Origin of the sequence: Streptomyces sp. NPDC047917, from assembly GCF_043204345.1 — a bacterium.
GTDB classification, from domain to species: domain Bacteria; phylum Actinomycetota; class Actinomycetes; order Streptomycetales; family Streptomycetaceae; genus Streptomyces; species Streptomyces sanglieri.
This window is the reverse complement of sequence record NZ_JBIDCA010000007.1, coordinates 291,093-304,795: the sequence shown is the minus strand read 5'-3', so window position 1 is coordinate 304,795 and position 13,703 is coordinate 291,093. Positions and strand designations below refer to the sequence as shown.

Sequence of the window (13,703 nt, the reverse complement as noted above, 5' to 3'; positions counted from 1 at the left end):
GCACGCTTGCATGATTTGCCGTCGCAGAACTGCCTCGATTTGGCGGGAACCGATCGGCCGGGCCTCCATGAACGGAAGCGCAGGATCCTACCTCCCAGTAGCACCGTTCGGAAGACTGCCAACCGCAGGATTCAAGTCAATTACGCGCTGCTACTAGCCGGATCTCATTCCCTCTGAAAGCGTGAACGCAGTTCCAACGGGGGAACAAAAGACTGACGCCTATGTGCGTTCCCCCTGCCCTGACCACGCAGGAGACGATATGACGCACTTGAGCAGGATCTCGCCGGACATCGAACGAAGGGTCCTCCTCTCTGCCCGGGTCGGCGGCGAGAATCGGACAACCGAGGTTCCGCGGCTCACCACCGGCACGCCTCTCACTGCGTATCTGTGAGAGGACTCCTGTTGATCCAGTCCCCACAGACCGATCCTCCCGACGGATCCGCTCCCCACGCCGTCGGGAACGAGCCGGCCCCAGCCGGCCTCCCCACCTCAGCTACACCGCCCGAAACCCACGACGAACGCCCTGATCCGCGCTTCGGCGTCCTCGGGCAGCTCTCGGTCCACGGCAGGACCATGTCGGTCACCTCACCCGTCCGGCGCGCGGTCCTCACCGCTTGCCTGCTCCGCTACGGACGGCCCATCGGCATCGCGGAGTTCAGCGAGATCCTCTGGGACGACCCGCCGGTTTCGGCCACGGCGAACCTCCGCAGTCATGTGACGGGACTGCGCCGGGATCTCGACGAGGTCGAGCCCGGACTCGGCGACCGGATGCGGACCTACCGCGGCGCCCAGTGCGGGTACGGACTGGAGATCGCACCCGACGAGTTCGACCTGCCCCGGTTCACCGCCGCGGTCCAGCGTGGCCGGAACTGGCTGATACACGGCTCCCACAAGTCGGCGGTCGACGCACTGGAGCAGGCCGTGGGCCTCTGGAGCGGTCCCTTCGGACAGGACCTCCCGCCCACCCGGTGGTTCAACGCCCACATCGCGGGGCTCAACAACGCCCGGCTGGACGCCTATCAGGACCTCTTCACCGCGTCCGTCCTCGCCGGCCGCACCACCATGTTGGCCTACCGCATCGAGAGCGTGATCGCCGAGGCCCCCTACCGCCAGCACCTGTGGGAGCTGCTCGCGGCGGTGCACTGCCTGCACGGCGACACCGTCAGCACGCTGTCGGTGGTCAACCGCTGCCAGAAGCTGTTCGCGGAGGATCTGGGGCTCGATCTGCCTCCCGGTATCGAGGCCATGCGGTCGGCGGCGCTCAACTGGGACCGTGAGGAGGCCATGCGGCTCGTCGCGTCCCGGACCCAGGACTCCGCGGAGCGGTGCCAATGCCGAAGACCTCCGCGTCCTTCTTCCTGACGCGGAGGTCTCGCGGCCGGGTCCGGTGGCCGTCCGGCCACCGGACTCAGGTCACGTCCCGCCGGAGCAGCAGCAGCGTTCCGGTGAGGCCGCCGACCAGGCTGTAGGCGACGAGTACCGCGGCGCCCGTCCAGGGCGCGGGGGCCCCGGCGAAGAGCTCACCGGGCGTGGTCATGATCTGGGACGCCACTCCGGGCAGCAGCACCTGGGCCTGGAGCACCCAGTCCTCCTCCAGGACCATGTCGTGCACTACCTGGAAGGCGAACGCGACGACGACCGAGGACAGGAAGTACAGCACCGCCGCGGTGACGGTGGCGGCGGTCTGGCTGCGGATGAGCACCCCGAGGCCGAAGCCGAACACGCCCCACACCAGGTAGGCGGCCAGGTTCAGCAGAACCGCGCCGAGCACGTCCCCGCTCCCGAGCCCGAGACCGGTGCCCTGGGACGTCAGGAAGATCCCACCGACCACGAGGCTTCCCACCGTGGCCGCCAGCCACAGCCCGGCCGAGGAGATGAGCACGACGACGAGCTTGGCCGTGACGACCCGGCCCCGGCGGGGCGCCGCGAGAAACGTGGCCGTCAGGGTCCGGTACTGGTACTCGTTGGTCACCAGCAGGATGGCCAGCACGCCCGCCAGCAGCAGGCCGAGGGTCTGCCCGGAGGTGTAGAGGGTCGCGGCGATGCGGCCGGGGGCCGACTGGGTCTCCCAGAGGTCACGCATCGTGCCGACCTGCTCGGCGGACATGTCCTCGCGGGGGGTCAGGATCGCCCCTGCCAGATAGTCCTCGAACGGCTGCATGAAGGTGTGGGCCTGCCAGCTGTTCCACAGCGCCAGCAGCACCGCCACCGCGGCCATCGCCGCGCCGGCGATCCACCAGGTGGGCAGCGTACGGAGCTTGAGCAGCTCGCTGCCGATCAGCCCCCTCATCGGATCTCCGCCTTTCCTTGCGTGAGCCGCAGGAACGCCTGTTCCAGATCGGGCGCGTCCTCGGCGAGTTCGTACAGTTCCCCGCCGTGGGCGGCGGCCGCCGCGGCCACCGCGCCGGTCCCGAGGCCGCTCACGACCAGCAGGCCGTCCCCGTCCGGCGGACGCGTCACGGCCGCTCCCGTCGAGGTGAGCGCCGCCGCCAGTTCCCCGGGCCGTGAGACGCGGACCCGTACCCGGGCCTCGCCCCGTACCCGGGCGACGATCTCCCGGCTCGACCCTTCGGCCACCAGCCGCCCCTGACTGATGATCACGAGATCGTCGGCGGTCTGCTCGACCTCGGATATGAGGTGGCTGGAAACGAGCACCGTGCGGCCTTCGGCGGCCAGCGTCCGCAGCAGGGCGCGCATCCAGGCGATCCCTTCGGGGTCGAGCCCGTTGGAGGGTTCGTCGAGGATCAGGACGGGTGGATCGCCGAGCAGCGCCTGGGCGAGGTTGAGGCGTTGCCGCATGCCGAGCGAGTACTCCCCGTACCGCCGTCCGCCCGCCTGGGCCAGTCCGACATGGTCGAGCACCTCGTCGGCCCGGCGGGCCGGCAGGCCCGTCGCCGCGCACTGCACACGCAGATGGTCACGGCCGGTCCGCCTGCGATGGGTGCCGGACTCGTCGAGCATCGCGCCGACGGTTCTGAGCGGCTGTGCCAGGTCCCGGTACGGCTGTCCGCCGACGGTCGCGGTGCCGGACGTCGGGGCGGTGAGGCCGAGGAGCATCCGGAGCGTCGTCGTCTTGCCCGCCCCGTTGGGGCCGAGGAAGCCGGTGACGCGTCCGGGCGCGACCGTGAAGGACAGGTCCCGCACGGCCCATCTGTTGTCGCGGTACCGCTTCGACAGGCCGCGGAACTCGATCGGCCGTCCGTCGGCCCGGCCCTGCGCGTCCTTCGCGTCCTTCGCGTCCTTCGCGTCCTTCGCGTCCGGCGCTTCCTTCGCTTCCGGCGCTTCCGGTGGGGTCATGAACTCTGTTCCTTACGTTCGCGCGGCTGCCGTGCCGGGCGTCACGGGCACGGGCGTCGGGGGCCGCTGGAATCGTGCGTGCAGGCCGTCAGGTCCGTACGTGCCGGTCGCGGTGGGCGCGCAGGTCCTCCGCCAGGTGCGATCTGCGCAGTCGGCGAGTGCGCAGCAGCCTGCGCCAGTCCGCCGCGGTGTCGTGCATCAGCTGCCGGTGGAAGTAGTTGACGTACTCCGCCAGACCGAGGGCGTACAGCACGAGGCCGGGCGCCCACTCGGACGGCGGCCGTCCCGGGAGGGCCGGGACCATGACCGCGAGGCCGGCCGCCAGGGCCAGGGCGCACAGCGGCCGGAGCGGACCGAACACCCCGATCGCGGGCGGTCTCCGTGCTCCGGTGCGCAGTTGACGTGCTTTCAGTGCCCAGTACCCGGACCCGATGAGCAGGAGCCCGGCCACCAGGGCGAAGCCCACCGTGTTCGCGGTGCTGAAGGGTGCGCCGAGGGCCACGAACACCGCCCAGCCGATCAGTGCGATGTTCGCCGCCTCCAGAAGGGTCAGCGTGCGCAGTCGCCTCAGCAGCGCCGGCCGGGAGCGTGTCGCAGGGGTCATGCTCCCAGCATCGCGTGCCGCCCCGGGCCCGGGGGACGTGCGCGGGAATCGGTCAGTCATGGACCAGTTGCTGGCCGACGAGGGCGGCGTACGCACCTCCTCGCGCGACCAGTTCCTCGTGGTCGCCGTCCTCGACGATCCGGCCGCGGTCGATGACGAGGATGCGGTCGGCGTCGCGGACCGTGCTCAGCCGGTGCGCGATGACGATGCGGGTGCAGTCGAGTTCCGAGAGGTTCTCGTGCACGACCGCCTCGGTGGTCGCGTCCAGGTGGCTGGTGGCCTCGTCGAGCAGCAGCACCCTCGGCCGGTGCACGACGGCGCGGGCCAGGGCGACCCGCTGCCGCTGCCCGCCGGACAGGCCGTTGCCGCCCTCGCCGAGGATCGTCTCGTACCCCATCGGCATGTGTGTGATGTCCTCGTGGACCGCCGCGAGGCGGGCCGCCTCGACGACATCGTCCAGGGTCGCGTCGGGCATGACCAGCGCGATGTTGGTCAGCACCGAGCCGCTGAAGATGTCCGCGTCCTGGGTGACGACGCCGCACTGGCGGCGCAGGTGGCCGAGGTCCAGTTCGGTGAGCGGGGTGGAGCCGTAGGTGATCTCCCCGTCCGTCGGGTCGTAGAGCCCGAGGATGAGACGGGCCAGGGTGGACTTCCCCGAACCGCTGCTGCCGACGATGGCGATCTTCTCGCCCGGCCGGACGGTGAGGGAGATGCCCGACAGGGCCTCCGGCCCGTCCCCGGAGTAGCGGAAGCTGACGTCGGTCAGGGTGATCGGCTCGCTCAGGTCCGCCTTCCCGGATCCCTGCCCCAGGGACTCCGGGGGTTCGTTCAGCACGTCGCGCAGCCGGTCGAGGTGGACCCGGATGGTCTGGAACGTCTTGATGCTGCGGCCCAGTTGGGCCACCGGGGCGAGCGCGGAGCCGGCCAGGGCGATGAGCGCGAGCATCGTTCCCAGCGACAGGTTGTCGCTGAGGACGAGGTAGGCGCCGAGTACGAGCATGAGCAGCGGGGACGCGGTGCCCAGCATGCCGAGGACGCCGTCGATCGCGTTGTCCAGCCTGCTGCGGCGTACGGAGGACTCCAGCTGCTCGGTGAACTTCTGCGACCACCGGCGCACCACGACGTGTTCGGCGCCGGAGGACTTGACCGTCTCGGCGCCGGTCACCGCTTCCAGGAGCGTGCTCTGCGCCTCCCCGAGTGCCTGGAGTTCGCGTTCGGTCAGCCGCTGGGCGGTCCGGGCCGAGGCGAACATGATCACGAGCTGGACGGTGGCGACGGCGAGGATCGCGGCGACGAACAGCAGGGACTTGAAGCCGATCACCACGAGGTAGACGCCGAGCAGGGCCACGTCCAGGAGGACCGCCAGGAGCTGGCTGGAGACGGCGTCACGGACGTACGTCATGCTCGACACCCGTACGAGCAGGTCGCCCCCGGTGCGCAGCTGGAAGAACTTGTACGGCAGGGACATCAGGTGTCTGAGGAACGTGCCCATCATCGACCAGTCCATCCGGGTCTGCAGCCACAGCAGCAGCTCGGCCCGGGCCAGCGTCATCAGACCGTGGCTCACGGTGTACGCGACGAGACCGGCCGCCAGGACGAGCAGGGTGTCCTCGCCGCGCCCCGGCAGGACGCGGTCGACGATGTACGCCGTGAGGAAGGCCGGGAGCAGTCCGAGGAGCGTGAGCGCGGCGGAGGCGCCGATGACCCCGGAGACGACGGGCACGGAGCGCGGCAGGAAGGGCCGGACGAAGGACCACAGTCCCGCCTCGGCGCCCTCACGGCGTTCGAGCTCCTCGGTCGGCTCCAGCTCCAGCGCCACTCCGGTGAAGGACGCGTCCAGTTCCGCGTAGCTGATGTGCCGGCGCCCGGACGCGGGGTCGACGATGTCGACCCCGCGGCGGGTGAAGCGCTCGATGACGACGAAGTGGTTCATGCCCCAGTGCGCGATCAGCGGCAGGACGAGCCCCCGCAGCGCCTCCGGTTCCGCGCGGAAGGCCCGTACCTTCAGGCCCAGTTCGCGTGCCTGCCGGGCGATGGACGCGGCGCTCGCCCCGTCGCGCGAAAGCACCATCCGGTCGCGCAGCTCCGCGACGGTGGTGGCGCGGCCGTGGTGGCCGAGCACCATGGCGAGTGCGGCGACGCCGCACTCGACCGAGGTGGACTGCAACCGCACGGGCACCCTGCGGCGGATGATGGTCACTGGTCGCCCCTTCCGTCCCAGATGTCCATGAGCAGTGGGCGGGTGCCCTGGTCGAGGACCACGGACGCGCCTTCCTTCAGTCCGCCGGCGACGCCACCGGGAAGTTCGACGAGCACCATGGTGACCTGGGATCCGCCCTGACCGGTCTGGAAGTCCTTCACCCGGCCCTCCACGGGCCGGCCGTCCACGCGCAGCAGGACGTCGGTGCCCTTCGCCGGCGGGCCGAAGCCCGGGAAGGCGAGCACGCCCTGGCGTCCGTTGACGCCGGCCAGGGTGCCGGTCGGCCCGACGGGCACCCGTACCAGGAGGCCGGCCGCCACCGTGGCGGCGAGCAGCAGGGCCCCGGCCAGGGCCCATCGCCACCGCGGCCGCATCTGTTCGGGGTGGAAGCCGGTACGGGCGGCACCGCGCGGGTTGGCGCGGTAGGCCGCCACCATGCTCGGCCGGTAGACGCCGTCGGAGAGGGCGCCGTCCGGCGGGGCCGCCGGTGCGGACCCGCCGTTCAGCACGTCTTCCCCCGGGTGTCCGGACCGGCGAGCGTCAGCAGGTCCGGCACCTGCTCGGGTGCGGCCTTGCGCGCCAGTCCCCAGGCGATGCCGGCCAGACCGGTCATGAGACCGGGTGTCTCCACGCCCTTCGGGACGCCGCACAGCCAGCCGTTCTCCCGGCCCTCGTGCAGCAGCGTGTTCCACACCCGGGGCAGCAGACCGGCGACCTCCGGCTCCTGGTCGGCCCTGCTGCTCTCGTCGATGATGAGCAGATTGCCGATGTCCCCGTGGCACAGGCTGTGGTTGCCGAGGCCGGACACCGGGTCGAGGTCGAGGCCGGTCGAGATGGCGGCGAGGACCGCCATGTGCCGGTCGCTCTCGATCAGGTCGGCCAGGTCCGGGACGGTGCCCAGTTCCTGGAAGGCGTTGCGGGCCATCGCGATGCCCGGGGCGCCGTGGCACCAGGCGTTCATGACCGTACGCCCGCCGAGGTTGGCCGGCCGCAGGTCGCGCCAGGTGCGCAGCTCCGGGTCGAAGGCGGTCCGCTCGTACGTGAGCGCGTGCCGGACGGCCTCCTTGTACTCCGGGCGGGGAGCGGCCCGGTCGAGCCGGGCGAACGCGTACGCGATGCCGGAGGCGCCGTGCGAGAAGCCGGCGAGCGGCTCCTCGGGGTTGATGGGGGTGGCCCAGCCCCATCCCTCGCCGCGTTCCTGCCGGGTGGCCAGCAGGCGGTCGGCGCAGCGCGCCGCGATCCGGGCCGCTCCGATGCCCGGCCGGGCGGTCTCCAGCGAGAGGAGGGCGAGGATCGCGCCCGCGGAGCCGGAGACGATGTCCAGGAGGGGGTCCTCGTCGACGAGTTCGTCGATGGCGGGCAGCAGGGCGGCGGCGGCTTCCGCGTACTCGGGCCGGTCGTGGCGTACGGCGGCGTGCGCCAGGGCGTAGACGGCACCGCCGAACGGGCCGAACGCGCCGATGCCGAACTCCGCGGCTCCCGGCTTCTTCGCCAGGCTCGCCAGTGTCTCGGCGATGAGCACCGACCGCTTCGCCACCTGGTCGAAGGCGGCCTGGGCCAGCTCGCCGGTCCGTTCGTCGCCGGTCACGGCCGCTACGGCGTCCAGGGCGTGCGCGATGCCGGCGGTCCCGGTGTAGAGGCCGATCGGTGCGGGCGCGTACTGCCAGTACTTCTCGTCGACCAGGTCGAGACCGATCCAGCCCAGCCCGTGTTCGTCGCGGATGCACAGGTCCGACAGCCGGTGCGCGAGGCGCAGGGCCTCCTCGGCGAAGTCGCCGGGGTCGGCCGCGCCGTCCAGCCGGGGGCGGTGCCAGTTGGGCCAGCGGGCGTCGCTCTCGCCCATGGCGGTGGCGGCGACGCACGAGCGGATGACCCGTGCCTGGAAGGCGAGGTCGGCGTCGCCGAGGGCGACGAGGCGTTCGCGTACGGCGGTCAGCGGCGGGTAGCGGGTACCCATCGGCAGGCCGTCCAGTCCGCCGCGCAGGGTCCCGGAATCCGCGTCGACGGTGAACATGGGGATGTCTCCGAGGGTGAGCTCGGCGACCTCGTCCAGGATCATCGCGATGCGGGACTCCGGCATCTCGACATGTCCGCCCGCCAGCCGGGCGAGCGAGCGGGAGTGGTCGAGGCCGTCGCGCATGAAGTCCGGGTGGGTGCTCTCCAGCAGCAGCCGGCCGTAGATGTGGGTCGGCCTGGCGATGAGCCGGGTCCGGACCAGACCGAAGGGGGTCAACGGCCCCTGCTCGGCGAGGAGTTCGTCCCGGCCGGCTTCCAGCAGCCGGTAGACGTGGGTGAATCCCTCGACGAACGAGTCGACCCGGCCGACCAGGTCGATCGGTTCGCCGTCGGCGGTCATCGGGTGGTTGCGCTCGGCGTCCATCTCCATCCGGCGCTTGACCAGCCGCATCCGGTCGGTTCCGCTGTCCTCCCAGGTGGGCACCGGCATGGGGGTCAACTGCCCGCCGTGGCCCGCCAGTCCGCTGACGTCCAGGCCGAAGGTGCCGTCCTCGCCGCGCACCAGCAGGTGGTTGGGGAGGATGCCCACGGACTGGACGGAGTCGGCGAGGGTGACCGCGGCGATGTCCGTCTCACCGTCGATCTTGACGACGGCCGCGGTCTTGTCGTTGTGCAGCAGCGCCTCCAGGTCGACGAGAACCGGGTACTCGCCCGCGGCGAGCACGTTCTCGAAGTGGAAGTCCGTTGCGTGCAGCAGGTAGAGGAGTGACGTCAGCGCGCCGAGCCGCCAGGCGTAGCGGTCGCCGCCCTCGGCGTCGGTGGTCGCGGTGGTGTCGACCTGTTCGACCCACCCGTGGCTGCCGCGGTCCACGATGCCGATCCGGGCCAGGTCGTGCGGGGCGCCCTGCTGGTTGACCCAGTCCAGGAGCCCGTCGAAGGCGGTGTCCATGGCCAGCGGGCGGGGCTTGAAGACCAGGGTGGCGGTGTCGAACTCGACCATGGCGACGGAGCGGCCCCGCCGGTGCTTGTCGCCGGCCCCGAACTCCAGGCGTTCGAGCCGCTGGGGGCCCGGGGCGGCGAGCAGGCTCTCGCGCAGTACGGGGAGGTCGGCGACGAGCGCCTCGATCAGCTCGACCCGCGTGTCGATCCAGAAGCGGAGCTGGGTCACGATCAGCCGTGCCAGGACCGGGTACTCGTCCCAGAGCGCGAGGGCGTTGCCCTCCGAGCGGAGCAGTTCGACGTACGAGGAGAAGCGCTCCTCGGAGGTCTCACCGCCGAGCCGGTCCTCGACGCGGGCGATGTTGAGTTCGAGTACGAGGGTCCGCTGCACATGGCCGAGCAGGTCGGCGGCCGGGGCGGTCGCGCGGACGACGTCGAGGATGTGGCCCGGGTCGGCCATGAGGGGGTCGTCGCTGTTCCGCACGCGTTCCTCGACGAGCGCGTCGAGTTCGTGGACGGCGCCCTCCACGAGGGGGCGGATCACTTCCAGGAGGCCCATGTCGGGGTCGAGTCGGCGGGTGGCGTCCGTGGTGGCCATGCCCTCGGCCCACCAGCGCCTGAACACCCGGTGCCAGTCGGGTTCGTCCGCCAGACGGGCGGCGAGGGACTCGTCGCTCTCGCCGAGCAGAGCGGCCAGTTCGTCGGCGCGGACGCCCAGCGGTGCGAGCCGTGCGTCCAGCGTGGCGCGCTCACCGGTCAGCGGCGCCAGCTCCCGCCACATGGCCAGGCGCTTCTCGCCTCGCACCGGGTCGGACTGCGACGGGGTCCCGCCGAGTCTTTCGCTCAGGGTGGCGGCCCGGTGCCAGGGGAGGTGGGCCCCGGCCGACCCGCTGGTGGGGTGCTCGCTTGCGACGTCAGGCATTCCGCTCTTCCTCCTGGGGCAAGAACGTGACCGGCGGGGGCGCACAGTCGCCCGCCCCTGCCGGTCACGCCGTTTCTTCGGTACGCTGCTAGTTCTTGCAGGGCTTACCGGGGTTGCAGGCGAGACCACATACGGTCCAGCCCGAGTACCACGGCAGGCACGAGCAGCACCCGAGAGTGCCGAGAACTCCGGAGCCGGCTCCGTTGATCTCGGTCAGCTCCTCGTCGGTGATTGCGGTGAGGCCTTCGCCCGACGGATGGGCGGGGGCCTCACTCCCGAGGGACAGCCGGTAGTCGGCGTCCTTCCAGGAACGGACTATGTCCACGTACATCACTCCTTGTAGGAAACTGTCACGCTCAGCAACAGCCACGCGTGCCCATGCTGCAGCTGCCGCAGAGGGTCCCGGTCGGGGAGCACACCGTCACGGTCAGAGTGATCGTGGCGCACGCCCAGGTGGTCCCGCCCGCAACGCCGTCGAGCTGATCGTCGGCCAGCTCGACGAGGCCGGCCGGGTTGGCGGGAGCCTCGCTGAGGGTGGCCCGGTACTCGGGGTCCTTCCATGCGCGAACAAGGTTCATTTGTCTGTCACCTCCTTTCGCTGAGGATGAGAACCAGGCCCGTGGGGCCGGGTTCCGAGTGCCATCCTCAGCGGCCCTCATGCAGCCGGAATATCGCGCGGGCGGCTCAGTGCGCACACGCGGCGCATACGCCGGCGATCGCCGCTGCGGAATCGCCGCGGAACCGCCGTGATTTCCGAACTCGGCTTGGTATCACCGGACTTGGGCGGCGACCGGGGCGTTCCGGAGGAGGCGCGGTACGTACCGGAGAAGACGCGGGAAGGCGGCACGTACGGAAGAGGGCGCGGGAAGGCGGCTCGCGGAAGACGGCGCGGGAGGACGGCGCGTGGACGCGCTGCTCCCGGGCCGGGGTCAGAGGACCGGGGCGACGAAGGCCGCACTCAACGGACCGGAGGGACGACAGCGGCAGCGCTCAAAGAACCGGAGGACGACGGCGGCAGCGCTCGGGGAACCAGAACTATGACGGCCGCCGCGCTCGGAGAACCAGCACGACCACGGCCGCCGCGCTCAGGAAACCAGAGCGATGACAGCCGCCGAGACCAGGGCGAAGAAGCTGCCCGCCCCGGTGATCAGGGCCCTGGCGTGGCGCATGCCGAAGGACGGGGCGCGGGTGGTCGCGTCCTTCGGGTTCGCGGTGCCGTAGTAGACGGTCACCAGGTCGCCCAGGGCCGGAGTGTGGCGCGACTGGCGTTCCTCGAAGCTGACGGTGTGCCCGTCGGCCGTACGGAACTCCAGCGTGGGGTGGGTTTGTTCGAGGGGTCCGCCCTCGGGGCTCTGGACCTCTTCGGTGCGCAGGGAGACGCACCGGGCCTCGGCGGTGAGCCCCTCGGCCCAGGCGGAGCGGAGCCGGGGGCCCTGGAGCTGCCGGTCCAGGCTCCTCCCGGACATCACGGCCGCGCCGACGGCGAGGACGAAGTAGGCGGCGGCGATGACCATGGCTCCCCCGGCATGTTACGTGTACGGGCCGCCATGATCCCGTGCGCGCGACCGGTCGACAAGGGCCCGCGCACCCGCGTCAGGCCCGCTCGCGCGGCCTCGCGCGCCGCGTCTGGCTCCGCACCGCGCCCATGCTCGCCCCGATGACGAGGGCGATCGCCAGTGCGTCGGTGGTCGTCAGGGCCTGGTCCAGGATCAGGAAGCCGGCCGTGGCCGCGATCGCCGGTTCCAGGCTCATCAGGATCGCGAAGGTGGGCGCGGGCAGGCGGCGCAGCGCCATGAGTTCGAGGGTGTACGGAAGCACCGAGCTCAGCAGCGCCACCGCCGCGCCCAGCCCCAGCGTGGACGGGACCAGCAGCTTCGAGCCCGACTCCAGGACGCCCAGGGGCAGCGAGAGCAGCGCGGCGACGACCAGGGCCAGAGCCAGGCCGTCCGCCTGGGGGAAGCGGCGGCCGGTGCGGGCGCTGAAGACGATGTACGTCGCCCACATGGCGCCCGCGCCCAGCGCGTAGGCGGCGCCGACCGGATCGAGGCGGTCGAAGCCTCCCCCGCCCAGCAGCACGACGCCGCCCAGCGCGAGCCCGGCCCAGACCACGTTGATCAGGCGGCGGGAGGCGAAGACCGAGAGGGCGAGCGGGCCCAGCACCTCCAGGGTGACGGCGGCGCCCAGCGGGATGCGGTCGGCCGCCTGGTAGAAGAGCGTGTTCATGCCGCCCATGGCCAGTCCGAAGGCGAGGACCGTGCCCCAGTCGGCGCGCGAGTGGCCGCGCAGCGTCGGGCGGCAGACGACCAGCATCACGACTGCGGCAACGGCCAGGCGCAGGGTGACGACGCCGAGCGCACCGGCCTTCGGCATCAGCAGGACCGCGACGGCGGAGCCGAACTGGACGGAGAGGCCGCCCGCGACGACCAGCGCGACCGGGGCGAGCGCCGCGCCCCGGCCCTTGCCCCCGGGGCGTGCGGGGCCCGCCGCGTCGCCCAGGGCGGAAGCCGCCTCGGGTACGGCGACGGCTGCGGCCTGCTCGGCGGCCGCCGCCCCTGCTGCACTGCGCTGGTCGTTCACCTGCGGTGTTCCTCCCGAATCCGACAGTACAACTCAATGCACTGTTCGATTGAACATACTGCACCTCACACACGCGGTACGTCCTCTTACGGTAGGTACCTCCGCGTGCCGCGTGAAATGTCGATCGACCGCTGGTTATGCTCCCCACGCATGAGCATCGGTCGTTCCGGGGAAAGCGCTGGTCGCGGCATCGAGATCCGCCATCTGCGCGCCTTCCTGGCCATCGCCGACGCGGGCAACGTCACCCGGGCCGCCGCCCGTCTCCGCCTCACCCAGCCCGCGGTCTCGCGCACCCTCGCCGCCCTGGAGCGGCATCTCGGCACCCGGCTCGTCGACCGCTCCACCCACCATCTCGCCCTCACTCCCGAAGGCGTCGTCTTCCGGGACAGGGCCACCGCCGCGGTCGCCGCGTTCGACGAGGCGCTCGACTCCGGCGGGCTGCGCCACTGGCCGCTGCGGCTCGGGCACGCCTGGTCGGCGTTCGGCCCGTACACCACTCCGCTGCTGCGCCGCTGGCAGGAGCTGTATCCGCAGACCCCGCTGGAACTGCTGCGGATCGACGACCGCACCGCCGGTCTGACCCGCGGCGAGGTCGATGCCGCGCTGCTGCGGGGGCCCGTCGAGGCGCCCGGCCTCGTCGCCGAGGTGCTGTTCGAGGAGGACCGGGTGGCGGCGGTCGCGGCGGACGGCCCGCTTGCGGACCGCACGGCACTCCGCCTCACCGACCTGGCGGCCGAGACCGTCGTCCTCAACACCGTCTCCGGCACCACCACCGTCGAGCTGTGGCCACCGTCCGCCCGCCCCACCGCGACCCTCACCGTCGCCAACACCGACGACTGGCTGACGGCCATCGCGGCGGGCCGCGGCGTAGGCGTCTCCGCCGCGTCCACCGCCGACATGCACCCGCACTCCGGCGTCGCCTACCGCCCGCTGCTCGACGCCCCGTCCGTCCCCGTGCTCCTCGCCCGGCGGGACGTCCCGGGGCACCCGGCACTGCCGGCGCTCGCCGCCCTCGCCCGCGAGATCGTGCGGCTCGGGCGGCATCAACCTGGAGGCTCAAGTCATCCAATTGTTCAGTGAGTTGACTTGAAGGCGCCGAACAACTCCAGGGCCATACCTGCGGCCTCTTCCCGGCAGATGGTCCGAGGGCGAGCGGGACGGCCGCGGGCGGCCGAGTCCAACACGCGGCCGGAGCCGACAGGTTGGAA

General features: G+C 71.7%; 12 protein-coding genes. 2 read left to right on the top strand and 10 right to left on the bottom strand.

Annotated elements, in window-relative coordinates; genetic code table 11:
- The first annotated feature begins 573 nt into the window (after positions 1–573).
- Entirely contained in the window at positions 574–1,362 is a 789-nt protein-coding gene (locus ACGF8B_RS19215; RefSeq protein WP_392739791.1) for a BTAD domain-containing putative transcriptional regulator, read from the top strand.
- A 46-nt stretch (positions 1,363–1,408) separates the two neighbouring features.
- Here ACGF8B_RS19215 and ACGF8B_RS19210 read toward each other — a convergent pair whose 3' ends face one another.
- The 10 genes from ACGF8B_RS19210 to ACGF8B_RS19165 all read right to left on the bottom strand — a co-directional run bounded on the left by ACGF8B_RS19210 (position 1,409) and on the right by ACGF8B_RS19165 (position 12,495).
- Positions 1,409–2,290, bottom strand: coding sequence for an ABC transporter permease subunit (locus ACGF8B_RS19210; RefSeq protein ID WP_392739789.1), 882 nt, complete (start codon positions 2,288–2,290; stop codon positions 1,409–1,411).
- Positions 2,287–3,297, bottom strand: coding sequence for an ABC transporter ATP-binding protein (locus ACGF8B_RS19205; RefSeq protein WP_392739787.1), 1,011 nt, complete (start codon positions 3,295–3,297; stop codon positions 2,287–2,289). Before ACGF8B_RS19205 ends, ACGF8B_RS19210 begins: the two co-directional genes overlap by 4 nt.
- An 88-nt stretch (positions 3,298–3,385) precedes the next feature.
- On the bottom strand, positions 3,386–3,901 hold the full coding sequence (locus ACGF8B_RS19200; RefSeq protein WP_392739786.1) for a multidrug transporter: 516 nt from the start codon (positions 3,899–3,901) through the stop codon (positions 3,386–3,388).
- 52 nt (positions 3,902–3,953) lie between these two features.
- The gene (locus tag ACGF8B_RS19195; RefSeq protein WP_392739784.1) at positions 3,954–6,101 is read right to left on the bottom strand and encodes a peptidase domain-containing ABC transporter; all 2,148 of its coding nucleotides are present in this window, start codon (positions 6,099–6,101) and stop codon (positions 3,954–3,956) included.
- On the bottom strand, positions 6,098–6,610 hold the full coding sequence (locus tag ACGF8B_RS19190) for a hypothetical protein (protein ID WP_392739782.1): 513 nt from the start codon (positions 6,608–6,610) through the stop codon (positions 6,098–6,100). Before ACGF8B_RS19190 ends, ACGF8B_RS19195 begins: the two co-directional genes overlap by 4 nt.
- Positions 6,604–9,918, bottom strand: coding sequence for a type 2 lanthipeptide synthetase LanM family protein (locus tag ACGF8B_RS19185; protein ID WP_392739781.1), 3,315 nt, complete (start codon positions 9,916–9,918; stop codon positions 6,604–6,606). The genes ACGF8B_RS19190 and ACGF8B_RS19185 overlap by 7 nt, the downstream gene beginning before the upstream one ends.
- Before the next feature lie 88 nt (positions 9,919–10,006).
- Positions 10,007–10,249: a mersacidin/lichenicidin family type 2 lantibiotic gene (locus tag ACGF8B_RS19180; RefSeq protein ID WP_030709581.1), complete on the bottom strand. Its 243-nt coding sequence runs from the start codon at positions 10,247–10,249 to the stop codon at positions 10,007–10,009.
- A 25-nt stretch (positions 10,250–10,274) separates the two neighbouring features.
- Positions 10,275–10,496 carry a mersacidin/lichenicidin family type 2 lantibiotic gene (locus ACGF8B_RS19175; protein WP_030709583.1) on the bottom strand — a complete coding sequence of 74 codons (222 nt, stop codon included), beginning with the start codon at positions 10,494–10,496 and terminating at the stop codon, positions 10,275–10,277.
- 507 nt (positions 10,497–11,003) lie between these two features.
- Positions 11,004–11,432 (bottom strand): DUF3592 domain-containing protein, encoded by a 429-nt coding sequence (locus ACGF8B_RS19170; RefSeq protein WP_392739779.1) that lies wholly within the window; start codon positions 11,430–11,432, stop codon positions 11,004–11,006.
- 79 nt (positions 11,433–11,511) lie between these two features.
- Positions 11,512–12,495 carry a DMT family transporter gene (locus tag ACGF8B_RS19165; RefSeq protein WP_392739777.1) on the bottom strand — a complete coding sequence of 328 codons (984 nt, stop codon included), beginning with the start codon at positions 12,493–12,495 and terminating at the stop codon, positions 11,512–11,514.
- A gap of 150 nt (positions 12,496–12,645) precedes the next feature.
- Between ACGF8B_RS19165 and ACGF8B_RS19160 the strand changes: the two genes are divergently transcribed.
- A complete protein-coding gene (locus tag ACGF8B_RS19160; protein WP_392739776.1) occupies positions 12,646–13,575 on the top strand; it encodes a LysR family transcriptional regulator in 930 nt (309 codons plus the stop codon).
- The last annotated feature ends 128 nt before the right edge of the window (positions 13,576–13,703 follow it).